The 25,213-nt window shown below is 39.9% G+C and carries 28 protein-coding genes and 6 tRNA genes; 23 read left to right on the top strand and 11 right to left on the bottom strand.

The window, feature by feature from the left end:
- The 7 genes from ABIL00_03460 to ABIL00_03430 all read right to left on the bottom strand — a co-directional run.
- The coding region (locus ABIL00_03460) for a hypothetical protein (GenBank protein MEO0109817.1) at window positions 1-959 on the bottom strand (959 nt) is incomplete at its 3' end.
- A complete protein-coding gene (locus tag ABIL00_03455; protein ID MEO0109816.1) occupies window positions 952-1,122 on the bottom strand; it encodes a hypothetical protein in 171 nt (56 codons plus the stop codon). The genes ABIL00_03455 and ABIL00_03460, both read right to left, overlap by 8 nt.
- A gap of 75 nt (window positions 1,123-1,197) precedes the next feature.
- A complete protein-coding gene (gene surE, locus ABIL00_03450; protein MEO0109815.1) occupies window positions 1,198-1,953 on the bottom strand; it encodes a 5'/3'-nucleotidase SurE in 756 nt (251 codons plus the stop codon).
- 29 nt (window positions 1,954-1,982) lie between these two features.
- Window positions 1,983-2,384, bottom strand: coding sequence for a hydrogenase iron-sulfur subunit (locus ABIL00_03445; protein MEO0109814.1), 402 nt, complete (start codon window positions 2,382-2,384; stop codon window positions 1,983-1,985).
- The gene (locus tag ABIL00_03440; protein ID MEO0109813.1) at window positions 2,371-3,222 is read right to left on the bottom strand and encodes a CoB--CoM heterodisulfide reductase iron-sulfur subunit B family protein; all 852 of its coding nucleotides are present in this window, start codon (window positions 3,220-3,222) and stop codon (window positions 2,371-2,373) included. The genes ABIL00_03445 and ABIL00_03440 overlap by 14 nt, the downstream gene beginning before the upstream one ends.
- Window positions 3,222-3,569, bottom strand: coding sequence for a hypothetical protein (locus tag ABIL00_03435; GenBank protein ID MEO0109812.1), 348 nt, complete (start codon window positions 3,567-3,569; stop codon window positions 3,222-3,224). The genes ABIL00_03440 and ABIL00_03435 overlap by 1 nt, the downstream gene beginning before the upstream one ends.
- A gap of 24 nt (window positions 3,570-3,593) precedes the next feature.
- Window positions 3,594-3,977, bottom strand: coding sequence for a 4Fe-4S dicluster domain-containing protein (locus ABIL00_03430; GenBank protein ID MEO0109811.1), 384 nt, complete (start codon window positions 3,975-3,977; stop codon window positions 3,594-3,596).
- Between the two features lie 229 nt (window positions 3,978-4,206).
- Here ABIL00_03430 and ABIL00_03425 point away from each other — a divergent pair, with 229 nt between their 5' ends.
- From ABIL00_03425 to ABIL00_03380, 10 genes are all read left to right on the top strand, one after another.
- Window positions 4,207-5,997 carry a peptidyl-prolyl cis-trans isomerase gene (locus tag ABIL00_03425; GenBank protein MEO0109810.1) on the top strand — a complete coding sequence of 597 codons (1,791 nt, stop codon included), beginning with the start codon at window positions 4,207-4,209 and terminating at the stop codon, window positions 5,995-5,997.
- A 12-nt stretch (window positions 5,998-6,009) separates the two neighbouring features.
- Window positions 6,010-6,921, top strand: a complete 912-nt coding sequence (locus tag ABIL00_03420; protein MEO0109809.1) for a T9SS type A sorting domain-containing protein — start codon at window positions 6,010-6,012, stop codon at window positions 6,919-6,921.
- A 67-nt stretch (window positions 6,922-6,988) separates the two neighbouring features.
- A tRNA-Pro gene (locus ABIL00_03415) sits at window positions 6,989-7,063 on the top strand.
- A gap of 1 nt (window position 7,064) precedes the next feature.
- Window positions 7,065-7,138 (top strand) — tRNA-Arg (locus tag ABIL00_03410).
- A gap of 6 nt (window positions 7,139-7,144) precedes the next feature.
- A tRNA-His gene (locus ABIL00_03405) sits at window positions 7,145-7,216 on the top strand.
- Window positions 7,217-7,219: 3 nt separating this feature from the next.
- A tRNA-Arg gene (locus ABIL00_03400) sits at window positions 7,220-7,293 on the top strand.
- Between the two features lie 3 nt (window positions 7,294-7,296).
- Window positions 7,297-7,369: transfer RNA gene (locus ABIL00_03395), tRNA-Lys, on the top strand.
- Between the two features lie 9 nt (window positions 7,370-7,378).
- The gene (locus ABIL00_03390) at window positions 7,379-7,684 is read left to right on the top strand and encodes a hypothetical protein (protein MEO0109808.1); all 306 of its coding nucleotides are present in this window, start codon (window positions 7,379-7,381) and stop codon (window positions 7,682-7,684) included.
- A gap of 9 nt (window positions 7,685-7,693) precedes the next feature.
- Window positions 7,694-10,492, top strand: coding sequence for a S8 family serine peptidase (locus tag ABIL00_03385; GenBank protein ID MEO0109807.1), 2,799 nt, complete (start codon window positions 7,694-7,696; stop codon window positions 10,490-10,492).
- Between the two features lie 94 nt (window positions 10,493-10,586).
- Window positions 10,587-10,659: transfer RNA gene (locus ABIL00_03380), tRNA-Asn, on the top strand.
- A gap of 174 nt (window positions 10,660-10,833) precedes the next feature.
- Here the strand turns inward: ABIL00_03380 and ABIL00_03375 are convergent.
- Complete coding sequence (locus ABIL00_03375; protein ID MEO0109806.1) at window positions 10,834-11,643, bottom strand: hypothetical protein; 810 nt, start codon at window positions 11,641-11,643, stop codon at window positions 10,834-10,836.
- 175 nt (window positions 11,644-11,818) lie between these two features.
- On the opposite strand from ABIL00_03375, the gene ABIL00_03370 reads away from it, so the two are divergent.
- The 13 genes from ABIL00_03370 (at window position 11,819) to ABIL00_03310 (ending at window position 22,639) form a co-directional block, all read left to right on the top strand.
- A complete protein-coding gene (locus ABIL00_03370) occupies window positions 11,819-11,953 on the top strand; it encodes a hypothetical protein (protein MEO0109805.1) in 135 nt (44 codons plus the stop codon).
- Window positions 11,954-12,141: 188 nt separating this feature from the next.
- Complete coding sequence (locus ABIL00_03365; GenBank protein ID MEO0109804.1) at window positions 12,142-12,711, top strand: methyltransferase domain-containing protein; 570 nt, start codon at window positions 12,142-12,144, stop codon at window positions 12,709-12,711.
- A gap of 105 nt (window positions 12,712-12,816) precedes the next feature.
- Window positions 12,817-13,299 carry a transcriptional regulator NrdR gene (gene nrdR, locus ABIL00_03360; GenBank protein MEO0109803.1) on the top strand — a complete coding sequence of 161 codons (483 nt, stop codon included), beginning with the start codon at window positions 12,817-12,819 and terminating at the stop codon, window positions 13,297-13,299.
- On the top strand, window positions 13,283-15,721 hold the full coding sequence (gene nrdD, locus ABIL00_03355; protein ID MEO0109802.1) for an anaerobic ribonucleoside-triphosphate reductase: 2,439 nt from the start codon (window positions 13,283-13,285) through the stop codon (window positions 15,719-15,721). The genes nrdR and nrdD overlap by 17 nt, the downstream gene beginning before the upstream one ends.
- A 553-nt stretch (window positions 15,722-16,274) precedes the next feature.
- A complete protein-coding gene (locus tag ABIL00_03350; GenBank protein MEO0109801.1) occupies window positions 16,275-16,682 on the top strand; it encodes an Rrf2 family transcriptional regulator in 408 nt (135 codons plus the stop codon).
- A 2-nt stretch (window positions 16,683-16,684) separates the two neighbouring features.
- Window positions 16,685-17,701, top strand: a complete 1,017-nt coding sequence (locus tag ABIL00_03345; GenBank protein ID MEO0109800.1) for an AIR synthase family protein — start codon at window positions 16,685-16,687, stop codon at window positions 17,699-17,701.
- Window positions 17,698-18,252, top strand: coding sequence for a thiamine-phosphate synthase family protein (locus tag ABIL00_03340; protein ID MEO0109799.1), 555 nt, complete (start codon window positions 17,698-17,700; stop codon window positions 18,250-18,252). The genes ABIL00_03345 and ABIL00_03340 overlap by 4 nt, the downstream gene beginning before the upstream one ends.
- Window positions 18,249-19,031, top strand: coding sequence for a hypothetical protein (locus tag ABIL00_03335; GenBank protein MEO0109798.1), 783 nt, complete (start codon window positions 18,249-18,251; stop codon window positions 19,029-19,031). Before ABIL00_03340 ends, ABIL00_03335 begins: the two co-directional genes overlap by 4 nt.
- Window positions 19,028-19,564: a hypothetical protein gene (locus ABIL00_03330; protein MEO0109797.1), complete on the top strand. Its 537-nt coding sequence runs from the start codon at window positions 19,028-19,030 to the stop codon at window positions 19,562-19,564. Before ABIL00_03335 ends, ABIL00_03330 begins: the two co-directional genes overlap by 4 nt.
- Window positions 19,561-19,911 (top strand): hypothetical protein, encoded by a 351-nt coding sequence (locus tag ABIL00_03325; GenBank protein MEO0109796.1) that lies wholly within the window; start codon window positions 19,561-19,563, stop codon window positions 19,909-19,911. The genes ABIL00_03330 and ABIL00_03325 overlap by 4 nt, the downstream gene beginning before the upstream one ends.
- Window position 19,912: 1 nt before the next feature.
- Window positions 19,913-21,076 (top strand): FtsX-like permease family protein, encoded by a 1,164-nt coding sequence (locus ABIL00_03320; protein MEO0109795.1) that lies wholly within the window; start codon window positions 19,913-19,915, stop codon window positions 21,074-21,076.
- Window positions 21,069-21,740: an ABC transporter ATP-binding protein gene (locus ABIL00_03315; protein MEO0109794.1), complete on the top strand. Its 672-nt coding sequence runs from the start codon at window positions 21,069-21,071 to the stop codon at window positions 21,738-21,740. The genes ABIL00_03320 and ABIL00_03315 overlap by 8 nt, the downstream gene beginning before the upstream one ends.
- Window positions 21,737-22,639, top strand: a complete 903-nt coding sequence (locus ABIL00_03310) for a permease (GenBank protein MEO0109793.1) — start codon at window positions 21,737-21,739, stop codon at window positions 22,637-22,639. The genes ABIL00_03315 and ABIL00_03310 overlap by 4 nt, the downstream gene beginning before the upstream one ends.
- 87 nt (window positions 22,640-22,726) lie before the next feature.
- Here the strand turns inward: ABIL00_03310 and rsmG are convergent, their stop codons facing one another.
- Genes rsmG through ABIL00_03295 form a run of 3 tightly spaced genes read right to left on the bottom strand, consistent with a single transcriptional unit; the run spans window position 22,727 to window position 25,166 of the window.
- Window positions 22,727-23,377: a 16S rRNA (guanine(527)-N(7))-methyltransferase RsmG gene (rsmG, locus tag ABIL00_03305; GenBank protein ID MEO0109792.1), complete on the bottom strand. Its 651-nt coding sequence runs from the start codon at window positions 23,375-23,377 to the stop codon at window positions 22,727-22,729.
- Complete coding sequence (locus ABIL00_03300; protein MEO0109791.1) at window positions 23,370-24,314, bottom strand: HD domain-containing protein; 945 nt, start codon at window positions 24,312-24,314, stop codon at window positions 23,370-23,372. Before ABIL00_03300 ends, rsmG begins: the two co-directional genes overlap by 8 nt.
- 9 nt (window positions 24,315-24,323) lie before the next feature.
- Window positions 24,324-25,166 carry a hypothetical protein gene (locus ABIL00_03295; GenBank protein ID MEO0109790.1) on the bottom strand — a complete coding sequence of 281 codons (843 nt, stop codon included), beginning with the start codon at window positions 25,164-25,166 and terminating at the stop codon, window positions 24,324-24,326.
- Between the last annotated feature and the right edge of the window lie 47 nt (window positions 25,167-25,213).

The following is a 25,213-nucleotide window of genomic DNA, read 5'->3' as shown; positions in this document are numbered from 1 at the left end:
ATATAAGCGGCATGACTTCGCGCTGAAGCGATTAGAGTTCCGGCTCGGAAGAGTCCAACAATAAAGTCCATTGGGTAAGTGGTATAACCTTGGGCGATGCCGTTGATTGAGACATTTATGAGAAGAGGACCACCAGTGGTTGTGAAGGTGAGGGAAACGGGATAAGAAGGAATTGTCTGCCAGGAGGTGGTAAGAGTCCAGGTGTAATATGGTGGGTTCTGATAGGATTGGGCAACAGTGTGAATGGCATTGGCAGCAATATCCGCAGTGGTGATTGTGCCATCCTGAATCTTTGCCGAAGTTACCGCATTGTCCTGAATCTCGGCGGTTGAGACACCAGGGGAGAGTGGTCTTGTGGCTGGGGTGAAACTAAGGTCAGCCATTTGGATTGTCCCATCAAGAATCTTTCCGGTCGTTACCGCATTGTCCGCTAAGTCATCATTGAAGATTTGTCCATCTTGAATTTTATCAGAAGTTATCGCATTGTCGGCGATTTTGGCATTTGTTACCGCACCATCTTGAATCTCATCGGTCTCAATCGGCAGAACCGCATAATTACCAGCAGCAATGCCACCGAGTTTATTGGCATCTTCTGCGGTCTGGGCATAATAGGAATAACCATTGGAGACAATCCTCTGCCTCGGCGTTAAAGTAGTTCCTTCCACTGTGATCTCTAAGTAGCAATCCGGTCCTTCGGGAATAACAACCGGTGGGTTGACACTACCCAAGAGGACATTGAAAAGTCCTTGGGCATCAGTAGTCACACTCTGGGTCTCTTCCCATAAGGCGCTACCACCGGTCTCTGTATCGTAGATGGAGAAGACCATATTGAAAGTTCCCTGCTGAGGCTGTCCTGAGGCGTTGGTCAATTTCCCCTGGTAATTGATTAGACCAGGGACCTCAATGGCAATCGCAAACAAAAAGGCGACTGCGATCGTTAAGGTGATGCGTTTAACCATAGTTTACCTCCAAGGCGGGTTTTTTTGACTCCCTTTCCCCCGCCGTAGAAAGGGAACCGGGGCAAAAATTAACCAGTAGACCAGTGCCCCAAAATCTGGTCCACTGGTAGAAAAAGAATGGGTAAAATTTTTTTTCTTTTCCCTTCTCTATCATCTCTCTCATTATCTCTTCACCAAGGTTAACCTTGGTTTATTTATTATAACAACTTTTTTTAGAAAGTCAAGCGGATAATCTAAGTTAGAATTTAATAATCTTCTTAAATCTTCTTTCGTAGGTTTTTAGTTCTTGGTAGTGGGTCATATCCAGATGGAGAGGGGTGATGGAGATATAACCGGAATAGACCGCTTCAAAATCCGTTCCCCGATGCGGTTGGTAGTCCATTGAACCATCAATGATATAACAGATTTCATTCTTCTCGTTTTTCGTTTCAATCGCCATATCCCGATAGATTCTTTTGCCCAAGGTTGTTATCTTTATCCCTTTTATCTCTTGGGCGGGGATATTGATATTTAATAGGGTCTTTTTCGGCAACCCATTTTTTAAGAGGTCTCGGGTTAAAGAGGTGATAAAACTTTTTATCTTTTGGGTAGGTGGGAGAGAGTTTTTATCTAATACCGATAAGGCAAATGATGGGATACCCAAAATTGTCCCTTCAATCGCCGCCGCCACTGTCCCGGAATATAAGACATCCTCACCGAGATTGGGAGAGTCGTTGATCCCAGAGATGACCAAACTTATTCTTTTGCGTAAAAGTCCATGATAGGCAACCAGAACACAATCGGTTGGCGTCCCTTCTACTCCAAACCAATTCTTCTTCATTCGGCAAACCTTTATTGGCTTTCTTAAAGTGAAGGAATGACTGGCGGCGGACTGATTGGTAAGGGGGGAAAAAACCCGAGTTGGGGCTAAATCTTTAACTATCTGATAAAGAAGAGATAAACCAGAAGAAAAGATGCCATCATCATTAGTGAGAAGGATTAAGTTTTTTCTCATATAATTTTTGCCAGTTTAAGGGAAAAGAGTTATTTTAATGGTCCGAGACTTCTTATCTTTTCGGTAAAATCACTAACCACCTCCGCGAACCTCTTACCCTCAGAGGCGGAGACCCATTCCACCCTTAACCTCTCTTCTTCAATCCCCAGTTGCTTTAATAGTTTCTTTAAGAGTTTCATCCGGCGCAGGGTTTTATAATTTCCGGTTTGATAATGGCAATCACCCGGATGGCAACCACCAATCAGAACACCATCAAAACCTAAGGCGAATGCCTTTAAGACAAATTGGGGGTCAACATAACCGGAACACATCACCCGGATAACGCGTAGATTGGGTGGATAAGATATTCGGGAGGTGCCCGCTAAATCAGCCCCCGCATAACTGCACCAGTTGCAAAGAAAGCCAATTAACTTTGGTTCAAACTTTTCCATAAAGCCCCCTCTTTTCTAAGATTGGTCTGGGGTCAACAAAATGGTTTTGGAAGTTCAAAACTTCTTCTTTTAGGTCAAAAAGAACTCCTAAGAGTTGGCTGAAATAGAGAATTGGTCGGTTTGGACCATCTTGGAATTTGTCAAGGTTGTAAAGGCATAAGGGACAGGAGGTGATAATCACTTCGGCATCAGAAAAACTATTTAAGATTTTCGCCACACACTCCCGGGTTCCTTCTTTACTAATTAGTAAAGTATAACCACCGCAACAATATTCCCGAAAGGGAGATTCAACGATTTCGGCGCCCAGAAGGGAAAATAGTTCTTCCATTATCCCTAAGGGAAATTTTAAGACCTTGGGCGGGCGGGTCAAAAGACAACCGTAATAGCAGCCGACCTTTAAGCCATTTAATTTCTTGCCGTTCTTTAACCGCTCAAAACCAATCTCCTGCTTTAAGAGTTCCAAGTAGTGGAGGATTTCAATATCTCCTTTATAATCACCAATCTCATCTTCCAGATAGGCAGAAACTCTTTTTTTTATCTCCGGATTATTCTCCAAGAAGACAAAACTCTGACTCCGCTTTAAGACATTGTAGCAGGCGGCACAGGTCGTTACTAATTTATCCCCCCCTTCCTTTTTGGCTTGAATTAAGTTTCTTAAAGGGGCGATGTGCGCGGTGATATCATTTTCTACTTCGTTATAGATTGCCCCGCAGCAATTCCAGGTGGTGAGTTCTTTTAGGCGGAAACCCAATTTTTCTGAGATTAACCGGAGGGATAAATCTAAACCTTTGGCTTTGGTATATAAGGTACAACCAGGATAATAGGGAAATTCCTTCATCAGTTTACCGACTTCTTCGCCAAGGTAGCCTTTTTCCGGTGGACAAAGACCATTATTCCCCAAACGGCAAATACCGATAGGGTAATTACTATACCCAAGGCGATGTCTTTTAAGGGGTTTTCGCCGATGAGGAAGACTTCACCGTTCCAGAGATGGTCAATAACGCCGAAAAGGGTAGCCCCGAAAAGTAAGAGATAAAGCCAAGTTCCTTCTTTCCCTTTCCGCCATTTTCTTAAAAAGGTTAGAATTAGCCAGACACCGGTTGGTATGGTATAGCAAATACCGAAGAGGCTAAAAGTTAAAGTAAAAGATGGTAATTTGCTAAAAAAGATTTTAGTGATAAGCATACCTTTCCTCCCAAATTTTCAATCTTATTTCGTCCATTTCCGAAAGGCGGAGATGAATAACTGCTGGGGTGCTTCTTCTAAAATCTCTTTATTAAGATTGTCCGGAGAGACGATGGGCTCGGTTTTATTATTCATTAAATAGATCTGCCTCAAAGCATCGGCAATTTTATAGTAGTCAATCTCTTTGGGACAACGGACGCCACAGGAAAGACAAGAGGCACAAAACCAGAAACCGCGAGTTGAAAAAACTTTTTCTATTTCACCAATTTGAAGAAAGAAAATAGTAGTGCGCGGTGGTAGGTCCATAAATTTGCTTAAAGGACAAGCGGCAGAACACCGTCCGCACTGGATACAAGCGGAGATTACTTGCCCGCTTTTCTCTTCAATCTCACTTAATGTCTTATTCATAAAAAATCTATTATAGATAAATTTTTGCCAAAGTCAATTGCCATCATAATTCATTTTTTAACCACAAGATTACCATAGATTTTTCTCTTTTAATCTCGTGAGAATCTGTGGTTTCGTAATTTTTACATTTTTATTTTACTTTGGAATTAGGGCGGAAGCCTTTTATAAAATCCTTATGGATTAAATCCATAGCGGGTTGACTTTTGGGAGAAATTGGATAAAATGGGTTATGATTTCTAAATTACGAAAGAGAGTTAAGGTGATAATGTTTATTGTCGCCTTTGCCTTTGTCGGTGGTTTTTTACTTTCTGAGGTCTGGCAACTATTGCGCGCGGGAAGATTCAGTCGCTCGCCTTTACAAAAAGGGATCTTGGGTTATGTGGGGAAGAAACCAGTTACCTTCACCGAATACCAGAATGCCTATAACTATCTTTTATACCGAACCCTAAGAGAAAAGAATGCTAAGGATATTTCCGAAGAGGAGAGGTTGGCATTGGAAAATCAGACCTGGCAGTATCTGGTCCAAGAAAAAAACTGGGAAGAGGTCTTAAAGAAAGCCGGGATCACAGTAACCGGGCAAGAGATTTATGAGATAATGAAGGCAAATCCCCCTCAGGAATTATTGGAAAGACCGGAATTGAGAGATTCCGCGGGTAATTTTGATTACCAAAAATATCTGGCTTTACTGCAAAGTCGAGAGAATCAGGAATACTTTACCCTTTATGCCCGGGAATTATTTGAAGTTCTGCCGAAGGAGAAATTCCGGATTGATGTCAAGTCATCCTTTCGGGTAACGAGCGGCGAAGTGGAAGAGAGGGCGAGTTTAGATAATAAGAAGGTCCGGGTCTCCTACATTAAAATCAGCCTCCAGAAATTTTCTTCTTCCGAGGAAAAACCGACTGAGAAGGAGTTGAGGGATTATTATGAGAAAAATAAAAAGGATTTTGAGATTAAACCTTCTGCCACTCTGAAATGTTTGGTCTTCCCGGTAAGAATCTCACCGGCAGATTCCGAAGAGGCAAAAAAGGCGATTGAAGATGCCTACCGGCAACTGCAGGGTGGGGAGGATTTTGTCTTAACGGTAATGGATTTCGGTGATAATCCACAGGATACATTCTCCTTCTGGCTCAAATTTTCCCAGATTGATACCAATCTGACAAGAATAATTAAAGGGGTTCCGGTCAATAAGTTTTCCAATATCTTCCAGCGGGGTGATACTTATCAAATTATTAAGGTAGAACAGGTGGAAAAGGATAGTGTAAAGATAAAGAGGATTACATCCCGAATTAAACTCTCTTCTTCTACCTTGGCAGCGATTTACGATTCAATGCGCACCTTTATTGAAAAGGCAGGGGTTGATGGTTTTGATACCGTAGCCAAAAGTTATGGCCTCTTTCCCATTCCTTTACCCCCCTTAGTTAAGGGAAGGGGGCTTTCCTGGCCCAGATTAGCCAGTCCCAGCCAATTGGAATGGTTTGCCTTTAACTCTAAACCCGGCTCAGTTTCCCAACCATTAAGGGGCTGGGAAAATGAATATTACATCTTCCATCTGGAAAAATTAGAGAAGGCTCAATACCGACCTTTTGAGCAAGTGAAGAATGTGATAGAGTTTCGAGTAAAGAGGGAGAAAGATAAAAAGAAACTGGAAGAGTATGCGCAGAAGGTTTACGATAAGGTTCTTTTAAGACGCTCCTTAGAAGAGGTGGCAAAGGAGGAGAGTTTAGAATACCAGACTAAGGAATTTAATTCTTTTCAAATCTGCCGGCAGACCGAAGGACCGGAATTTGCCGGTGCTGTCTATGCCTTAGAACCCGGGGAGTTGGCGCCTTTAATCATCACCGATTGGGCAGCATTTATCATTCTCAGCGAAGGGAAAGAGGAAAGGAAAGAAGGCGAGAAATTTGATTGGGAAAGTTTTTTAAGGAATCGGGTAAACTCTTTTACCGAGCAGATTTTTTATGAGTTTACTAAAATACCTGAGGTGAAAGACTTCCGAGCAAGTGGCGGAAGAATGGAATAGAAGGGGGGAGATATGATAAGAAATTTAATCACCCTTTTCTTTCTCTTGGGGTTGGTTTTCAATGCCCAGGGAGTGGAAAAAGAGAAGGTTTTGCATCTCAGTTCGTCTTACTCTTTACCAATTTCTTTCCTCACTCCGGATGAATATCTTCTCGGGCCGAATGACTTTTCCGAAGATGAAGAGACCCTTCATTATGATGCGGAGCCCGACCGGGGAGTTAACATTAGAGGAACTTACTGTTATGCCGGTGGGGTTCGGTTTACCGCGCCGGAGAGTTTAATCATCCTGGCGGTATTATTCTATCTCACCGACCCCGCAGACTTAGCGATTGTTTATATTAGAGACCAAAGGACCGAATTGCAACCCGGACCAATCATTGATTCCTTTCGCACCAATAGTGGTGGGCAATATGTCTGGAAGCGCGCCAATCTTCCCCGACCGGTTATCGTTCCTGCGGGCAGGGACTTCTGGACAACAATTACCGTCTGGCATTCGGCAAACTATTATCCCCTAACCCTTGACTTAGGACCAATTGTACCAACCCGGGGCGGATTTATTTCTATCCCGACCTTAGAAACCCTCTGGCACCAATTGACCGACCCACCTTTTTGGACCGACCGTAATTGGAATATCCGAGCAGTGGTGAAATGGACCGGAGGAACCGATATTCGAGAGGGTATTAAGAAGGGGAGAGGACAATTGTCTTTTCTGCCCAATCCGAGTAGAGATGGGATAGAGGTCAATTGTCTGGCAAAAGGAGAGATGGTAGAACTAAGAGTTTATAATCACTTTGGGAAATTGGTATATTCAGAAAGAAGAAAGGATGGTTGTTTTCGGTTAAAAGAACTACCGGCGGGGGTCTATCTTTTCCGGATCAAAGGAAAGGATTTCCAAGAAGAGAAGAAGTTAGTGATTGCGAGATAGTTTTTGTCCCTAATTTCTATTTTAGGGACTCCTTGACACAAGAGAAGAATTGGTTATGATAAAGAAACGGGGAGTAGCGCAGCCCGGATAGCGCACCGCGCTTGGGACGCGGGGGTCGCTGGTTCAAATCCAGTCTCCCCGATGCGCCTGTAGCTCAGTTGGATAGAGCATCGGATTTCTAATCCGACGGCCGGGGGTTCGAATCCCTCCAGGCGCGCAGGTGGTGAGTGTAGCTCAATGGTAGAGCGCTGGACTGTGGCTCCAGTGGTTGCGGGTTCAAATCCCGTCACTCACCCTGGCGCCCGTAGCTCAATTGGAGAGAGCGCCGGGCTTCGAACCCGTAGGCTGCGCGTTCGAGTCGCGCCGGGCGCATTTGCCCCGCTAGCTCAATTGGCAGAGCAACGGATTCTTAATCCGTGGGTTGCAGGTTCAACTCCTGCGCGGGGTATAAGATAAAATGAACGAAACGGAAAAGGTTGTGGAAGAGAAGAAGTTTGATACCGAAAGGATAAATGCCTTCATTGATGTCATCTATTTATACTCCGTCACCATCTTTTATATTATGTCTTTAATCTATCCCTTATTCGGCATCATCTTTGGACTCATCCTGCAAAACGCTGGGAAGACTCCCTCTGCCAAAAGGATTGGCAAAATCTGTCTCATCTTGGGGATCATCAACATCGTCATCTGCCTTATCTTTCTCATTGCGATGCTTGTGAGCGGCATTACCCAAATGTCAAGACTTTTTACCCCAAGGATTTAGGGAGAAAAGATGAAAATCTTTTTTCTTTTCCCTCTTTATCTCTTTGCCTTCCCTTTTTACCGGGAGCCGATAAAGAGCTCTTTGCCCGAAATTCCTAATAATCTGGTTTGGGTCTTCTTCACCGATAAAGGTTTTCGGACCGAGAGAGAATACGAAAAGATTTTAGAAAATTTCTCTTGTGATTTACCAATTGAGGTATTGGAAAAGAGACTCCAAAGGATGGGTGAACCTTATAACTTCTTTGACCTACCGGTCTTTGAAGGATATATCAATGAGATTGTCGCCCGGGGTGGCAGACTAAGGAATATCTCCAATTGGCTCAATGCGGCAAGTTTTGAGATTGATAAATCAATCTTACCCGAAATCTATTCTTTACCCTTTGTCTATGATATTAAACCGGTGGCGATGAAGACATTCTCTATTCAGGAAGGAGAAAGGGTCTTAGGAGATGATAGTGTCATCTACGGGATGTCCTATCAGCAGATTGCGATGCTCGGGATAAATAAGGCGCACGAAAAGGGGATCTATGGTTCCAATGTGAAGATTGGGATTTTGGATACCGGATTGAAAAGGAAAAGGTCTGGTCCAGAGGATACAACGGTGCACAGTGCGGTTGAAAATCTAAAGGTCTTTAAGGAGCATGACTTTTTGGCTGGTTCCGATTTCTATTTTGCTAAAAGAAGCAGAGATTTTCTACCCGAGACGACCCGGATAAAGAACTTTAAGCAGATTGAAGACCCGGAGATTGGTTATCTCTTTCTTTCTACCGGCGATACGCTACCCATCCTTCTCTTTATTGCCGATACCCTTTACCTCAACTATCCGAAAAGGGCTCTCTTCTATTCCTTCTTCAATGGATATAGTTGGAGTCTTCCGGGGATGATTGATTTGCCCAATGTTGTCCTTCACGACCTAAGCCTTACCTATGGCAATTACCTCCGGACCTTTTTTACCCTGCAAGGAGCGGATTATGACGAAAGGAGAAATCTTAATATCTTCTTTGGTTATTTTGAAAATGGGATATTAAAACCGGTCCGGAGTGTAGAAAATGGAAGAAAGCCATTTATTCTCTCTAATGGCGAAAAGGTATTCCTCTTCTTCACCAATCCCGATTCGGTAATTAAGATAAAGGTCGGTGAAAATTTAGCGGATTCCGTCATTTGGCAGGATGCGAGATTAGTAGGTATTATTCCGGAAAAGGTGAAGGAATTTACTGGTGTGGCGAATGGTTCTAATATTCACCTCTTCGCCTTAGGCTTAAAAACGGGTAAGGTCTACTATTTCCATTCCGAAGATAATGGTAATACCTTTACAGAAAGAACTTCTCCTTTCTCTGAAAACTGCTCTCAGATTAGAGGATACGCTCTCGGGGAGACAATTCTCCTCTTTGCCAAGAGATATTCACCAATCCCTTTACAATCTCTTCTTTTTAAGAAATACCTTTTAGGAAATTGGGAGGAAGAGAAGATAATCTTAGAGAATCTTTCTTGGTTAGGTGATTTCTCCTTCTCTTATTCTGATACCCTTTATCTCCTTTTGGAACGAGAGGGAAAGATTGAATTTTGTAAATCTTCTAATTGGGAAGATTGGTCAGTTTTGCCTATTGATACTTCTGGTTTTCTCTATTCACCCAATATCTTAAATTATAAGGGCGATATTTTAATTTCTTACCAAAAGAAAGGGGATGATGATACCGACTACGAACCGGGTGAGGATTATGCGGAGCAACCTCACCACGGAACGAGGATGGCTTCTCTGATTGCCGGTTATTCAAGAGGGAATCTGATTGGCGTCGCTCCGGGTTGTCAATTGATTGTGGCAAAGACCGAGAAACTGGCAACCAAGACCGGAATCAATTACGAGTTTCTAATTGAAGAAGATAATTGGGTGAAGGGTTTGGAATGGGCAGAGGCGAACGGCGCGGATATCATCTCAAGTTCCTTGGGTTATCGGGGCTGGTATACCGATAGCGATTTTGATGGCAAAACAGCGGTCACCTCAATTGCCGCAGGTATCGCTGCCAAGCGGGGTTTGGTAATCGTCACCGCGATGGGCAATCGGGGAAGGGATTCTTTAACCCATCCCTGGCCTAAAACCTATCTCGTTGCTCCGGGTGATGCAGAAGGTGTCTTAACGATTGGGGGGATAAAGAGGGATTCTACCCCTTGGTCGGGAAGCGGCACCGGCCCAACGGTTGATGGTCGGATAAAACCGGATTTGGTTGCCCTATCCGTTGATGCGATTGTTGCCTGTCCCTATGCCGATGGCTATTATGAATACTCAACCGGTACTTCCGCGGCTACCGCCTTGGTTGCCGGTCTCTGTGCTTTGGCATTAGAAGCCCATCCCAATTGGAATGTTGACAGTTTAAGAAATGCCTTATTTTCCACTGCCAGTCGGAATACTCCCGATTCCATCTTTGGCTATGGTATTCCCAATATTGATTCCTTATTAAAAGTCTATCCTTCAACCCTTCCTTCCTATGAGAAAGATGAGATTGGCGATATCTATCCCCAACCTTTTATTTTGGGAAAACAGGAGAAGGTCTATTTTCCAATCCTTTTACGGAATCTGAGTTATTTTGTGAACATCCGGATTTATGACCTTAGGGGAAAGTTGGTGATGGAGAAGGAGATAAGGAAGAAGATACCACCCGGGCGATATACCGGAAAGGAAGAGTTGGAAAACTATGGACTCTTTTGGGACGGGAAAGATAAGAAAGGGAATTTCTGCGCTTCCGGGCTTTATTTAATTCTCTTGCGCACTGGTTTTGGCAGGAGTGTAAAGAAATTTGTTTTATTACGCTAAGACTTAAAAAACATAACGAACCAAATTATAAATTTACCCTTTATATCCAGACCAATCCTTGACACCTAATAATAATTTTTTATAATAGATTGCTTCCCCGGTAGCTCAATCGGTGGAGCAGGTGGCTGTTAACCACAAGGTTGCAGGTTCGAGTCCTGCCCGGGGAGTTAATTTTGCAATACGATCTGATATTTTCAGGTGAAAATTGGAAGATGTCTTTTTTATCCTTACCTTTCTAAATTTATTTTTAATAGACTCTTTATTCGCCGGATTTTAACATTAAACCATTTCTCACCAAAATAATTTAAATTAAGAGTATATCCATCGTATCCGTCAAGAATTTACAAAGTCTCTATTTTTTTCACGAGTTCCGCTAAATCCTCTTCCTTTTCAATTTCTATTAGCCGTTTTTTATAGAGTTTTAAAAGTGAATCAATGGATACTATTTTTACTTGGACATTCTCCTCAACTTTATCCTTTCTTGTGTTTTCTTTCCTCGTAATTAACCAAACTTGTCTTGAATAATTTCTTATATCCCAATTTTCTTTATCCGACACTTCTAATCGGTCGCTCTTTAAGCGATTTACATAATTTAATATCTGCTCTTTTTTGTTTTCGGTATCAGACAATGTCGCATCGTAAATTACAACTAGATTCTTGATTTTAAAGATACCGTCCGGTAAGCCTGCCTGCTTTTTTCTTGGATATTTGATTATCGTTGTAATCCCAATAAGTTTTAAAAGCCAATATACTTTATTTTCGAACTCTTCCCAATTATCAGTGGTTCTGAGATTTCTAAAAAACGGTGGATATAAATCTTCACGCTCTTCCAAATCTCCTTCATACCTATACCACCCACTCTCTACAGGAATATTGGAAGGTACTTCGCTAAGTAATAATTCTCTTTCCCTATTCACTTTAAAATGTACTTTTCCCCCTTCTTTTTTTATTTCCGAAATTGAACCTTTAAATATATGTTGGATTTCTTTACTTTTCTTGTCTCTTTTTACAAAGAGTGTTGGTACATCGTTTTGTATTTCGGATTCATCAAAGCGAATGATTGATTTTGTATAATAAGTATAATCTATTTTATCCCAATGGTCTTCCCAATCTGTTACCATCACATAGAAGTATTTAGCTTTACTGTTCATAGTCTACATCCTTCAACAATTTTTATTTCTTTCTCGGTTAAATTATGAAGTTGATAAACAAGTTGGCCAATTTCCTTGAGATTTTTACTTGGCTCTTTAGTGATAAATGTTAAATCAGCCATAAATATTTTCTTAGGGAAGGTACAAAAAATCCAATGTTTGTCAAGGGGTTAAGTTGGAAAGAGAAATCGGAAATCATTTGGAAAAATCCGGGACGAAAATAGCCGAAATGGGAAAATGTCAGATTATCCTCTTATTTTTGGAAGACGAGGATATCTTCTACACCAATCTTTCCCTTATCGGCTTTTGATAAGCCGTGTTCAATCACATCAACTAATTTGAAGCCAACCGACTTTCCTAAATCACCCAATATCGGAGATGTTTCAATTTCCTCCTCTTTACTGTTTTGTAAATTGTTAAATTTCTTACAGATTTCTCTTCTCGGTGATAGTTTTTTACTTCTTCTTGCTTTTTAATCTATTTTAACTAAAATAAAAGATGAAAAGTCTTAAGGCGCAAGAGTTGAACCGAAAGGCAGGAGATTTCAAAAATAAGCCGGATGAGGTGTTAGAGGCAATTGCGTTAAAACCCGGACAAGTTGTGTTGGACCTTGGGGCGGGAGGCGGCTATTTTTCTTTTCGGTTTGCCGAGACAGTTGGGGAAAAGGGAAGGGTTTATGCCCTTGATATAAATCAAGAATTTTTAAAATTTATTGAAGAGAATACCAAAGAGAAAGGTTTGAATAATATAACTCCGGTCTTGGTTGGGGATAAATTGGATTTACCGGAAAAGAGTTTAGATTTAATATTTATGCGGAATGTTACCCACCACCTGCCCAACCGGATAGAATATTTTAAGAACTTAAAACAATTTCTCCGAGCGGATGGCCGGGTGGTGATCATTGAATATAAAAGAGGCAAGTTTTTCAGTTTTCGTAGTTTATTTAGGCATTACCTGCCAAAGAAGAAAATAATAAAAGAAATGAGCGAGGCGGGATATCTTTTGGAAAAGGATTTTGATTTCTTACCGGAGCAACACTTCACAATCTGGAAAATTAACCCAATCTGACTTTCCAATATCTTGTATTAAAATAAAAAAGGACGCAATATATTGATATTGACTTTTCAATATATTGTATTATAATATAAGGTAATACAAAATATAGGTGATAAGATGAAGTGTCCGAATTGCGGAATGGATGAAGATAAGGTGATTGATTCTCGAGTAGTTTTAGATGGTAAGGCGATTAGGCGCCGGCGGGAATGTTCTTCCTGTGGCAAAAGGTTTACTACTTTTGAATATATTGAAGAGGTGCCGATTATGGTGGTAAAGAGTGACGGCCGGCGCGAACCTTATGAGAGGGATAAGTTAATCTCAGGAATCCTTCTTGCCTGTCGGAAAAGACCAATCTCCCGGGAGATGGTTGAGAACCTGGTTAACTCTATTGAGAAGGAGTTGGCGGATGAATATAAGTTAGAAATTGAATCAAAGGAGTTGGGTGAGATGGTCTTAGAGCGCCTCTTAAAATTAGATGAGGTCGCCTATGTCCGTTTCGCCTCGGTCTATAAAAAATTTGAGAATATTGAGCAATTCCAAGAGGAATTGCAAGAGATTAAAAAGAGAAAAATGGGAGGAAAAGATGGAACGGAGAAATAATTCTTCAGTTGCCATTGCTGAGAAGTCAATCGTTTCCCCACCCGGTATAGTTTATCCCTATTTCCGTTATGTCCGAAAGAGGAATAAGAAGATTGAGGAGTTTAATCCGGAAAAGATTACTAAGGCAATTTTTAAGGCGGCAAAGGCGGTTGGGGGAAGAAATTATAAATTGGCTGAGAGATTAACCAAGAAGGTGATTGAGTATCTCTATCAGAAAAAGGGATATTGTGTCCCAGAGGTAGAAGAGATTCAGGATGCGGTGGAGAAAATTTTGATTGAAGAGGGACACGCCAAAACCGCTAAGGCTTATATTCTCTACCGAGAGAAGAGGAGGATTTTGAGAAAGAAGAGGGCACTGGCCCGGGAGGCGACCGATGTTGCCCTATTTGTTCAGACCTCCGAAGAGGAGATAAAGTCCTGGGACCGGCAGAAGATTGTTGCCGCTTTAGTGCGGGAGACCGAATTGGGGGAGGAATTAGCGGAGAAGATTGCCCGGGAGGTGGAAGATACTATCCTTCTCGCTAATGTCAAGCCCCTAACAACTTCTTTGATTCGGGAATTGGTCAATGCCAAATTGATTGAGAGGGGTCTTTTGGAGGTGAGGAGAAGGCACGCCCGGCTCGGACTACCCCTTTATGATGTGGAGCGGATAATGACCGAAAGAAATAATGAGAATGCCAATACTCCCCATTCCCCAGAAGCGATAAATTTAACCTTAGCGGAAGCGATTAATAAGCAGTTTGCCTTAGAGGTTGTCTTCCCGCGCGATGTGGGAGAGGCACATAGTAAAGGGGAGATTCATCTCCACGATTTAGGATTTATCAACCGACCTTACTGCTCGGGACAGTCAATTGAGTTTGTGAAGAAGTTTGGCCTTTCCTTGCCCGGTGCCTTATCAATCGCCCGGCCGGCAAAACATCCCGAAACCCTTTTAGCCCATATGGTAAAATTCTCCTGCGCCCTCCAGGGACACTTTGCCGGGGCGATTGGTTGGGATGCGGTCAATATCTTCTTTGCTCCTTTCTTAGAAGGGATGTCCAAAAGAGAACTCCATCAGTTGGCTCAGATGTTAATCTTTGAATATTCCCAGCAGAATGTGGCGCGGGGAGGACAGGCAATCTTTTCCGATTTGAATTTATATTGGGAAGTACCCAAGCATTTTGCTAATACTCCGGCGATTGGACCTGGGGGAAAGTATACTGGAAAGAAGTATAAAGATTATGCCCATTTAGCGAAAAAGTTCCTCTGGGCAATTTTTGATATTTATATGGAAGGGGATGGGACGAAGAGACCTTTCTTCTTCCCCAAGCCCTTAGTTCATATCACCGACGACTTCTTCTCAGAAAAGGATAGTGAGAAGTTTTTACTCCATATCTCGGAATGTGCTTCTCTAATGGGCAATACCTATTTTGTCTTTGACCGGGGGAATACCGCGAAGATTTCCGAATGCTGTCGGCTCTCCTTCAAATTGGGACCAAAAGATTTGGCGGATGCCCAAACCCCCTGGAAGATGCGGTATTGTGCCTTACAGAATGTGACCTTGAATTTACCCCGGATTGCCTACCTAGCGCGCCATTCCGATGAGAAGTTATTCAGTGAACTATCCCGGCTTCTCTCCTTGGCGGTTAAGGCGCATTTTGCCAAAAAGAAATTTATTGAAAAACTCCTTGCCCTAAAAGAAAACGGGCCATTGGCATTATTGGCAATGGAAAGGGATGGCGAACCATACCTTCGGATGTATCGGGTGACTTACCTTATCGGGATGCTCGGTTTGAACGAGATGGTCCAATACCATTTGGGAAAGGAATTGGACGAAGACGAGAAGGCTTTTAAGTTCGGATTGAAGGTTATCGCCTTCTTAAATCAGGAGGCGAAGCGCTACGCAAGAGAGTATAATATGCATTTTGTCTTAGAGCAGACACCAGCGGAATCTACTGCCTATCGCCTTGCCCGGCTTGACTTAGAAGATTTTCCCAAAGAGGCGAAAAAGGTGGTGAAGGGAGATTTGCATTCCGGAAGTGTCTATTACACAAATTCCACCTATCTTAATATCAGTAAGCCCATCCCCCCCTTAGAGAGGGTTTATAAAGAAGGGAAGTTTCACGATATGATTGAGGCTGGGGCTTTGACCCATATCTGGCTCGGTGAGGCGAGACCTTCTAAGGAATCAATCGCCCAATTTGTGAAGAAGACATTCCTTGATACGAGAAATGCCCAGATTGCCTTCTCCCCAGAATTTACTACTTGTAATAATTGTTTTCGCACATCCCGGGGATTAAGGGAGAGATGTCCCTACTGTCTATCCTCTAATGTTGACCATGCCACCCGGGTGACCGGCTATTTCTCTCGGGTCTCTGCCTGGAATAAAGGGAAGAAGCAGGAGTTGAAGGATAGATTTCGGGTGGGAGATAGAGTTTTATAGATTATCCCAAAGAGACTTGAAATTAAGTGGTCATTTAGACCTTCAATTATCTCCCAAATTATCCTTTCAATTATACCCTCTTTTATCCCTTCTATTATCCCTATTATTACCTCTCAGATTAGACCACCAATTATCCCATTAATTACCATCTTTATTATCCCCTCTTGTATATCTTCTATTATCATCCTAATTAGATTTCTGATTAAGCCTCTTATTAAACCCCTTTTTAAGCCTCCGATACCATCCCCTGTATGGTATACCCCTTTTTATAAAAATAAACCCCTCCCTTTTGAAGGGCGAGTAAATTTATTTAGTTTATTTTATTATCTTTATTATAAGGTAACTTTAGAAAATGTCAACCGTTTTTCTGGATGATTAGAATCCGGCGGGTCAGTTTCAGGTGGGAGAGGTGGAAGGTATGAATCCCCTGAAAGGAGATATTATATCTTCTACCGAAAATCTACTCCAAAATCAAATTTAATTAAAATGGAGAAAGAACCCTATTGACTTTTTATCTCTTTTAATTATACTATTTAGATAGGAATAGTAGAAAATGAAAGCCACGACGACTTTGCGTTACGGATTGCGATTGATGGTGAATATGGGAAAAAATTACCAAAAGGGCCCAATACCGTTGAGAAGAATTGCCAAAGGAGAGCAAATTCCCATTAAGTATGCGGAAAAGATTATCAGTCTTCTTTTACGGGCTGGTTTAGTAAGGAGCGTTAGGGGGAAGGAAGGTGGGTATTTGCTTTCTTATCAACTAAATAAGATTAAATTGTTAGATATTTTTAAGGCCCTTGACGGGGAAATCTATTTAGTTAACTGTGTAGTAAATCCCCAAGTTTGTAAGAGGGCAAAATATTGTGAAGCGAGGGGATTATGGCAATTGTTGAGTGAAAATTGGAAAAAAATTCTTAACCGATTGACATTAAAAGATTTAATAAATAGGGAGGGGTAATTATGTTGCCAAAGATTGGGAAAATTGATCGCGATATTTTTAAGAGAATTATTTTCCCTAATTTAGGGAAAATTGATCGAAGAGTAATTATCAAGCCGATGCATGGAGTTGACGCTGGGGTAGTAGAGATTGACGAAAAAAAAGTTATGGTTGTTGCTTGTGACCCAACTTTTGGTATGCCGGTAATAATGCCCTTTTTCGGTTGGGCAATTGTTCATATTTGTGCTAGTGATGTCGCAGTTTTAGGGGTAAAACCGGAATATATGACCATTTCGCTTCTTTTACCCCCAAAGACAGATATAAAAATCTTAGAAGCAGTGTGGCAACAGGTTTCTTCGGAATGTGAGAAATTAGGGATTTCAATCATCGGTGGGCATACCGGCGTTTATCCCGGAATCGCCTACCCTCTAAATGGTGGTTGCACGATATTTGGCATTGGAAAAAAGGAGGAGTTGACACCAGCCAGTAATGCTAAAATTGGTGATAGGATAGTGATTACTAAAGGTCCGGCAATTGAAGCGACTGGGATTTTAGCCTATCAGGCAGAAGAAAAGTTAAAAAAGGTTATCGGCCGGGAACTTATTGATAAGGCAAAGGGATTAATTTGGGAAATGACAGTGGTGAAGGACGCGTTGATTTCCAGAAAGTATGCCCATGCGATGCATGATGCTACCGAGGGCGGTCTGCTAAATGGAATCTACGAGATTGCTGAAGCCAGTAAGGCAGGGGTAATAGTTTATGAAGAGAAAATCCCCGTTTTAGAAGAAGTGAAAGTGATTTGCGATTATTTTAAGATTGACCCTTTAATTTCCATAAGTGAAGGAACATTGGTGATTACGGTGGCAAAAGAAAAGGTAGGTGGTTTAATAAATGAGTTGAGAGAGAATGGAATTTTGGGTTGGGAGATTGGTGAGGTGATTGAGAAAGAACGGATTTTTATAAGAAAAGATGGAAAAGAAGAGAAACTTCTGCCCGTAAAAGTGGACCCCTTTTGGGATGCCTATTTTAGCACTTTATGAATGTGATAAAGGAATTAGAAAATCAGGTCAACAAACTAAAAAGGGAAAAGAAGTTTACTCTTTTAATACCAGAAGTGAGAACAAATTTTGTTTACGCTAAGAAGAAAGCGAAGAATATAAAAGATATTGCTGGGGTCGATGGCCGGATAACAATCGTTAATAATAAACCCTATCCTGCCGGAAGGATAAAATTTGGTGCCTCTGATCATCTTGCTCGTTTATTATTAATGGTGAGAAAGTATAACCCAAGATATCGCTCCGCCATCAATTTTAAATTTGATAAAGAGATATTAAAAATAGTTAAAAAGGTGGTTCAGGGAAGAAAGATAAAAATCGGTGTGATTGAGAGAAAAAGGGAACCGGAAAAATACCAAGCAAAAGATAAAGAATCAATGCCTTGGAAAATTGCTTATCTCTACAAAAAGTTCCAAGAGATCCCTCAAATATTTTATGAAACGGCGGGTTTAGGGAAAGAGCCTTTGTTTGTTATATTGGGAGAAAATCCAAGAGAGATATTTTTAATAATTAAAGAGATATTAAAATATTTATGATTTTACTATTTTTATTGTTTAACTTTTCTTATGAAATTGATGGCTATTTTACCTGGCGTATGGAAAAAGAACTTTATCTCCACGGCTCGGAGATTGATTTCCGATTCGTTTTGGGAGAAGATTTTGACCGACTGATAATCTTTTTTCAAATTCCTTTTACCGCTAATTTTAGCTCCCATTTCTGGCATCACTATGGGGATGAATATTTTTACTTGAAAAGTCCGATGGGAAATTTAAATTTGCAGATGGGTCGATTTGATATTCCCTTTTCTCTTTTAAAATATTATGATACTCATTTTATTCTTTTTCAACCCTTATATGAAGATGCCTTAGGTTATAAGAAAAACATTGGCACTTCTTTTTCGGGTTACATAGAAGATTTTCTTTTTGATTTTAATTATTCCTTTAAAGATTGGGAATTAAGAGATCCAATTTTTACTTTGAGGTTGGGCTTAGATAAAGAAAGAGGCAAATTAGGGGTTACTTTCTTAAAGGAGAAAGAGAAGTTCATCGCCTTGGATCTCAACTTTATTTATCTCATTTTTGATTTCAAAAGTGAATTGGTTTATGCTTTAAATAAAGCGAAGGGGGTATTTTTAATAATCACTTTTATTCCGATTTGGGAATTAGAAACAAAACTTGGTTATAAGTATTGGGAGAAGAATAATTTTAATTTGGAATTAACAAAAAATTGGAAATTTTTAGAGTTAAAATTAGGAGTTAATTATTTGCTAAAAGAGGAATTTAGACCGATAATCCAAGGGAATTTTAAAATATGAAAAAGGTATCTTTATTTTTACTAACAACCGAAATCCTTTTTGCTGGTGTTTGTGTCTGGCGTAATCCGGATAAGGATATTAAAAAAATTTTCCCTAAGGCAACAGGTTATAAAAGTATTATCAGAAGATATGATAAGAAAGAAAAAGAAAAAATTGAGAAATTTATTAATAAGGAATTAGATCCCGATGAGACGGAATTCACTTTTTATCAAATTTTTCTGGGTAAAAAAAGAATTGGCACAGTTCTTACCCATACGGAAAAAGGGCAATACGGAGCAATTGAAGTAGTTATTGGTTTGGATACTTTAAATAGAGTTCAAAAAGTTTTAATCCAAAGGGACCGGGAGATAAAAAGTAAAGAATTGCGAAGTGAAAATTTTTTAAACCAATTTATTGGTAAAAGTTTTCAAGATACCCTTGAAATAAATAAAACAATTAAACCCATAAAAGAGGCTGAAAAGGCATCAAAGGCGATCGCTTTTTCCGTGAAAAAGATGTTAATTATTTATAAAATTTTAGGGGAGGAAAAATGAAGAAATTAATACCTTTAATTATTACTTTATTACTTTCTTGTAAAGTGAAAGATAGATACGGGAAAGAAATACCCCAAAACCTTTCGCCCATTCCGATTAAAGAGATACTTAATTCGCCAAAAGAATATCAAAATAAAGATATTTTAATTACCGGTAAAATTGTTGCCGAATGTGGGAGCGGTTGCTGGCTTTTTATTAAAGACGAAACTGGCCAAATCTATGTGGATTTGGCGCCTTCTCAATTTGCTATCCCCCAGAGAATTGGTAAAGAAGTAATTGTCTATGGTAAACTGGAAATAAAAAATGGCGAACCGGTAATTATCGGTAAGGGGGTAAAATTTAAATAATATGCTTATTTTGATTATTAAAAATCTTTTAAGAAGAAAAATAAGAACTTTGCTCACAATTTTCGGTATCGCTATTGCTATTTTTTTACTTTTTTCTTTATTAACTTTCAATCAGGGATACAAAAATTCTTTATTTAAGGAACTTGACCTCCTCGGCGTTCATATGTTAGCGGTGCCCAAAGGTTGCCCCTACGAAGCAGCCTCTTTAATTGTTCACGGAGGTATAATTCCTAAATATTTAAAAGAAGAAGATTTAGAGGTTGTTAAAAAGATACCGGAGATAGAGATTGCTACACCAATTTTTCTTGCCCAAATGGTGGAAGATGACCGAATAAGCATTATTTACGGTGTTGATATTGAAAGTTTTCAAAAAGTGAAAAAATATTGGAGGGTTAAAGGAAGATTCTTTGAAAATAACGAAAATGACAAGATAATTGTTGGAAGCGATGTTGCTTTTCAAGAAAAACTGGCTGTTGGCGACGAAATCTATTTTAGGAAGATTGATAAAGTTTACCAAGTGGTTGGCATTTTGGAATATACCGGTGGCCAAGATGACGGTTCTTATTTTCTGCCATTAAAAGAAGTTCAAAGAATATTTAACAAAGAGAACCTAATAACTGCGATCGGGATTAAAGTAAAAGATTTAGAAAAGATCGATGGGGTGATAAAAAAGTTGGAAGAAATCCCAGATTTACAAATTGTGACAATGACGCAAGTTTTGGGAACCATTTTAAACCTTATTGGTCAAGCTAATTCTTTAATTTTTACAATTATTATTTTAGCATTATTTATTAGTAGTTTAGGAGTAATTAATACAATGTTAATTTCGGTATTTGAAAGAAGGAGAGAAATTGGTTTGTTAAAAGTGGTTGGTGCAAATAACTGGGATATAATAAAATTACTTTTTTTAGAAACCTTAATATTAATAATTCTTGGTGCTCTTTTAGGAATAGTTTTAACTATTAGCGGAAACAAATTTATTGAAACCTTTATCAAAGGAATTGTTACCCATTCCCCCAAAAAGATTGAATTTAATTTTGATTGGAAAATTGCTGCTACCATCTTTCTTTATTCTTTAACAATTGCTATTCTGGCGAGTATCTATCCAATTTTAAAGGCAATCAGTCTAAGACCAATGGAAACGATTAGGAGTAGCGATGAATAATGAAATTATTCTCAAAACGGAAAAATTAAACAAAATTTATTTAAGAGGAGAAGAGAGGGTATGGGCTTTAAAAGATATTGATTTGACAATAAAAAAAGGAGAACTTATTGGCGTCCTGGGACCTTCTGGCTCCGGAAAGACAACTTTATTAAACCTATTGAGTGGATTTGATAAACCAACCAGTGGCAGAATAATCTTTTTAAATAAAGATATTTCTTTAATGAAAGAAAAGGAATTACAAAAAATTAGAAGTAAATATGTTGGATTTATTTTTCAAAATTTTCTCCTTTTTCCTAATCTCACTATTTATGAGAATATTATTTTACCCTTTCATTTTAATAAGAAAAAAATTAACCGAGAAAAGATCAATGAAATTACCGAGAAACTTTCTTTAATTCACCGCCTAAAACATCGTCCTTCTCAATTAAGTGGCGGAGAGATGCAAAGAGTGGCAATCGCCCGGGCGTTAATTATTGAACCTTTAATCATCTTTGCTGATGAACCAACCGGAAATTTAGATTCGGAAAATGCGTTCAATATCTTTAAAATCTTTGAAACTCTTTCAAAAGAAGGATATACTTTAATTGTCGTTACTCACAATTGGGAATTGATAAGCAAATTTAATGTTAGGAAGATAATTCTAAGAGACGGGAAGATGATATGATTTCAATATTTTTATTTAATTTAAAGCAGTATGGCCTTGAGATCATTCCCTCCCTTTTATTAGGTTTTTTATTAAGCGGAATTATTTATGAATTAATTCCTCAAAATTTAGTAAATAAGTATCTTGGGGAAAAGGACTTCTGGACCTTATTAAGGGTATCTCTAATAGGGATTATTTTACCTCTATGTTGTTTTGGCTCTTTACCAGTAGCAGTTGGTTTTAAGAAGAAAGGGATGCCTTTGGGTTCAATTTTAGCATTTTTGGTGACAACGCCTGCCACCTCAATTTCCTCTATCTTAATAACTTATCAACTTCTTGGACTAAAATTTACGATTTATTTATGTTTATCAGTGATTCTTATGGGGATTATTATTGGAGTTATTGGTAATCTCTTAAAGGTAGAAAAGAAGATAGGGGGCGAAAACGATCTTTGTCCGATGTGCGAAGAAAAAGCTTCCTATCTTCTTCGTATGCATCACCAAACAGGTTTTAAAAAGAAACTAATTTCTATTTTAACATATAGTTTTATTGACTTACCAAAAGAGATTGGATTGGAATTGATAATTGGGATAATCTTAGCAGTGATTGTCGCAACTGTTTCCCCGATTGGAATCTTAATTAAGAAGTATCTGAGCGGTCCTTATAGCTATCCATTTGCTATAATCTTTGGTTTATTAATGTATATCTGTGCCACCGCCTCTGTTCCCCTGGTAGCTGTTTTTTTATACCAAGGTTTAAATATCGGTGCCGGTATGGTGCTATTAATGACGGGTCCGATTACAAGCTATGGGACAATGCTCCTAATAAAAAAAGAATTTGGCTTAAAGGTGTTTATTATTTATATTTCCTTAGTAGCTCTTTTATCACTAATTTTCGGTTACTTATTTACTTATTTTTAATGCTAACAAAGGGAATAAGGAAAAATTTAGAAATTGTCCCCTGGTTAAAATTTTTTATTCTTCAAAAAGGTCCAGTTTGGGTAGATTTTACTTTTGCAAGATTAGAATCCGGCGGGTTAGTTTTAGGTGGGAGAGGTGGAAGGTATGAGTTTCTAAAAGAGAGAGGTTAAACTTTTTGAGAACCCTTTCTCCCTCTTTTAACTCTTTTTCCCACTGGCTACCTTTATAGAAGAAAATTTGCGCTTTCTCTTTTAGGTGGGGGGCAATTAAGGGGATAGTATCTTTGATATCACCCAAAAGGCGAATCGTAGCGATATCAAATTTCTCTCCTTCCCAATCTTCAACCCTTCTATCAATCACGGTGGTATCGGAAAGGTTAATGGTTTTTATCACATAAAAGAGGAATAGCGCTTTTTTCTTCCTCGCTTCAAAGAGGAGGAGTTTTAGGTCCGGTCGCATAATTTTAATTGGGATTGCCGGAAAACCAGCACCCGAACCGATATCGGCTAATAGAAGCCCTTTCTCTTCGGGGAGAAGTTTTAAGGGTAAAATTGAATCTAAGAAGTGGTAGGAGAGGAGCCGTTGCCGGTCATTTTGGGAGTAGAGGTTTATCTTTCCTCCCCATTCTAAGAGTAAGGAATGGTAGGTCTTAAATTTCTCTTGGGCGGATTCGTCAATTTTTAAGCCTAACTTTTCTGCGAGGCGCCGGAAACGCTCAAAGGGAATCTCTTTAGCCAAAATAGATATGGGTCTCTAATAAGTGATGGTATTTGCTCCAATCTTTTCCTTCTTTTTTCGTCTCTTCTTTCAAATCCTGAACCATCGCCATTTTGGCATCAAGGTTATCAATGTGGTAAAGAAAGATTGCCTCAGGGATTTTGGGCTTCACCGGAGAACCATAATCAATCTCGCCGTGGGAGGAGAGGATGAGATGTAAAAGTTTATTTTTTAACTCTTCGGGGAAGTCTTCAATTTTCTCTATCCTCTCTTTCACCATCTCATAGCCCAGGATGATATGGCCAATTAACCTCCCCTCGGTTGAGATGTCAACGGTAATATCAAATTCGTATTCCCTAATCTTACCGATATCGTGGAGGATGGCACCGGTTAAAAGAAGGGGAAGGTTTAGTTCGGTGGCGTAGATTTCCCTTACCGCCCAACAGATTTTCACTACGGATAAGGTGTGTTCTAAAAGTCCCCCGAGATAAGCCTGATGTGCCATCTTGGCCGCGGGTGCCAATTTGAACTTTTCCGAAAAGGCGCTATCGGAGAAGAAAGATTCTAACAACTGCCGAAGGAAAGGATGGTCAATCGTCGGGAAGTAATCCTTCAACTCCTTTAGCATCTGGTCCAAATCCTTTTCGCTTTTTCTTAAAAAATCCTCCTGGTTGATTTCTCCTTTCTCCACCGGTTTCAATTCCCTGATGATAATTCCTAACTCATCTCGGTATTCATCAACTTTTCCTTTCACTAAGGCAAAGGTCTTCTCTTTGATTTCGGCGTAACGCTCAATCCCTTCAAATACCCGACCGCCAATAATGCCGGTCTTATCCTGAAGGCGGAAATGGAGAAAAGGTTTATCTTCTTTTGTCTTCCTTTCGCTTCGGCTCAAGATGAAGAAGATATCCTCTACCTCCTCATCCTTTTTTAGATCTTTAACAAAGGTCTTCTTCATTAGCAAAAATCAGCGGGTAAAGGTCAAAGAGAAGAAGTGGGTATTACCTAAATTGGGAAAAGGAGAGAAGGAGTAATCAAGACGGAGGGGTGATTTTTTTAAGGAGAGACCAAAGGCAAAATTGGCTAAGAGATCGCTGCCGCTAATTTTTAAGTCGTTCTTTAATGAGGAATAACTCGCCCGCAAAAAGAGGAGGTCTTTGATATTGCCTTCCAAGCCAAGGTTAAAGGTGATGGGATAGGTGGAAAATTTTTCTAATCCCGAAGAGATTTCCAGATTATTAAAGATGAGATAACTACCATCAAGGCGGATGGTTAAGGGGAATTTATCCTTTTCCTGAGAGAATGGGTTGAAGGCAAAGCCCAAATTTTTTAATAGAAAGCCAAGTTTTGCCCGAGGAGGAGAAAGAATTCCTCCGAGGTCAAAGCCGATGCCGGTCACATGGAAGGTGTCGCAGGTGGTATAAAGGAGTTTGAGATTACTGCCTATGGAAATGAGCGGTAGAACCTTTTTGGCAGCGGTCAGGGTTAAAAGGAAAGAAGATAGTGAGAAATAACCTAAACTCTCACCCGTTTCGGACATCTTTTTTATCTGCCCGCTAGTGAAATAAGAGAGATTTCCGCCGTAGGAAGATTTAAGGTAAGAGAGCGAACCATATTGGATGCCTGCCAGGTAATTGGTATAGTTGATATTTATTAGGTCACCGGCGCTACCGGCAGGATTGGAGATAAAGCCGGGGAAAAAGGGGGAAGGCAAAGCGGAATAAGCCAAGGCGGCCTCCCGGGCATTGGTTGGTAAGGCGAGCCACTCAAACCCAGCACTTGCCCAAAGGAAGATTACTATCGCAAACATAAGATATAATAATAAAAATCAGATTAAAGTCAACTTGACTTTATCCC

The organism is candidate division WOR-3 bacterium (assembly GCA_039801905.1).
Lineage (GTDB): Bacteria > Hydrothermota > Tepidihabitantia > Tepidihabitantales > JBDRVQ01 > JBDRVQ01.
The sequence above is the reverse complement of the archived record's forward strand: the minus strand, read 5'-3'. Positions and strand labels throughout refer to the sequence as shown.

Bases quoted from the DNA above. Each gene is read 5' to 3' on its own strand.
- ABIL00_03455 (MEO0109816.1), bottom strand. From the start codon at position 1,122: ATGAGAGAGATGATAGAGAAGGGAAAAGAAAAAAAATTTTACCCATTC.
- surE (MEO0109815.1), bottom strand. From the start codon at position 1,953: ATGAGAAAAAACTTAATCCTTCTCACTAATGATGATGGCATCTTTTCT.
- ABIL00_03445 (MEO0109814.1), bottom strand. From the start codon at position 2,384: ATGGAAAAGTTTGAACCAAAGTTAATTGGCTTTCTTTGCAACTGGTGC.
- ABIL00_03440 (MEO0109813.1), bottom strand. From the start codon at position 3,222: ATGAAGGAATTTCCCTATTATCCTGGTTGTACCTTATATACCAAAGCC.
- ABIL00_03435 (MEO0109812.1), bottom strand. From the start codon at position 3,569: ATGCTTATCACTAAAATCTTTTTTAGCAAATTACCATCTTTTACTTTA.
- ABIL00_03430 (MEO0109811.1), bottom strand. From the start codon at position 3,977: ATGAATAAGACATTAAGTGAGATTGAAGAGAAAAGCGGGCAAGTAATC.
- ABIL00_03425 (MEO0109810.1), top strand. From the start codon at position 4,207: ATGATTTCTAAATTACGAAAGAGAGTTAAGGTGATAATGTTTATTGTC.
- ABIL00_03420 (MEO0109809.1), top strand. From the start codon at position 6,010: ATGATAAGAAATTTAATCACCCTTTTCTTTCTCTTGGGGTTGGTTTTC.
- ABIL00_03390 (MEO0109808.1), top strand. From the start codon at position 7,379: ATGAACGAAACGGAAAAGGTTGTGGAAGAGAAGAAGTTTGATACCGAA.
- ABIL00_03385 (MEO0109807.1), top strand. From the start codon at position 7,694: ATGAAAATCTTTTTTCTTTTCCCTCTTTATCTCTTTGCCTTCCCTTTT.
- ABIL00_03375 (MEO0109806.1), bottom strand. From the start codon at position 11,643: ATGAACAGTAAAGCTAAATACTTCTATGTGATGGTAACAGATTGGGAA.
- ABIL00_03365 (MEO0109804.1), top strand. From the start codon at position 12,142: ATGAAAAGTCTTAAGGCGCAAGAGTTGAACCGAAAGGCAGGAGATTTC.
- nrdR (MEO0109803.1), top strand. From the start codon at position 12,817: ATGAAGTGTCCGAATTGCGGAATGGATGAAGATAAGGTGATTGATTCT.
- nrdD (MEO0109802.1), top strand. From the start codon at position 13,283: ATGGAACGGAGAAATAATTCTTCAGTTGCCATTGCTGAGAAGTCAATC.
- ABIL00_03350 (MEO0109801.1), top strand. From the start codon at position 16,275: ATGAAAGCCACGACGACTTTGCGTTACGGATTGCGATTGATGGTGAAT.
- ABIL00_03345 (MEO0109800.1), top strand. From the start codon at position 16,685: ATGTTGCCAAAGATTGGGAAAATTGATCGCGATATTTTTAAGAGAATT.
- ABIL00_03340 (MEO0109799.1), top strand. From the start codon at position 17,698: ATGAATGTGATAAAGGAATTAGAAAATCAGGTCAACAAACTAAAAAGG.
- ABIL00_03335 (MEO0109798.1), top strand. From the start codon at position 18,249: ATGATTTTACTATTTTTATTGTTTAACTTTTCTTATGAAATTGATGGC.
- ABIL00_03330 (MEO0109797.1), top strand. From the start codon at position 19,028: ATGAAAAAGGTATCTTTATTTTTACTAACAACCGAAATCCTTTTTGCT.
- ABIL00_03325 (MEO0109796.1), top strand. From the start codon at position 19,561: ATGAAGAAATTAATACCTTTAATTATTACTTTATTACTTTCTTGTAAA.
- ABIL00_03320 (MEO0109795.1), top strand. From the start codon at position 19,913: ATGCTTATTTTGATTATTAAAAATCTTTTAAGAAGAAAAATAAGAACT.
- ABIL00_03315 (MEO0109794.1), top strand. From the start codon at position 21,069: ATGAATAATGAAATTATTCTCAAAACGGAAAAATTAAACAAAATTTAT.
- ABIL00_03310 (MEO0109793.1), top strand. From the start codon at position 21,737: ATGATTTCAATATTTTTATTTAATTTAAAGCAGTATGGCCTTGAGATC.
- ABIL00_03300 (MEO0109791.1), bottom strand. From the start codon at position 24,314: ATGAAGAAGACCTTTGTTAAAGATCTAAAAAAGGATGAGGAGGTAGAG.
- ABIL00_03295 (MEO0109790.1), bottom strand. From the start codon at position 25,166: ATGTTTGCGATAGTAATCTTCCTTTGGGCAAGTGCTGGGTTTGAGTGG.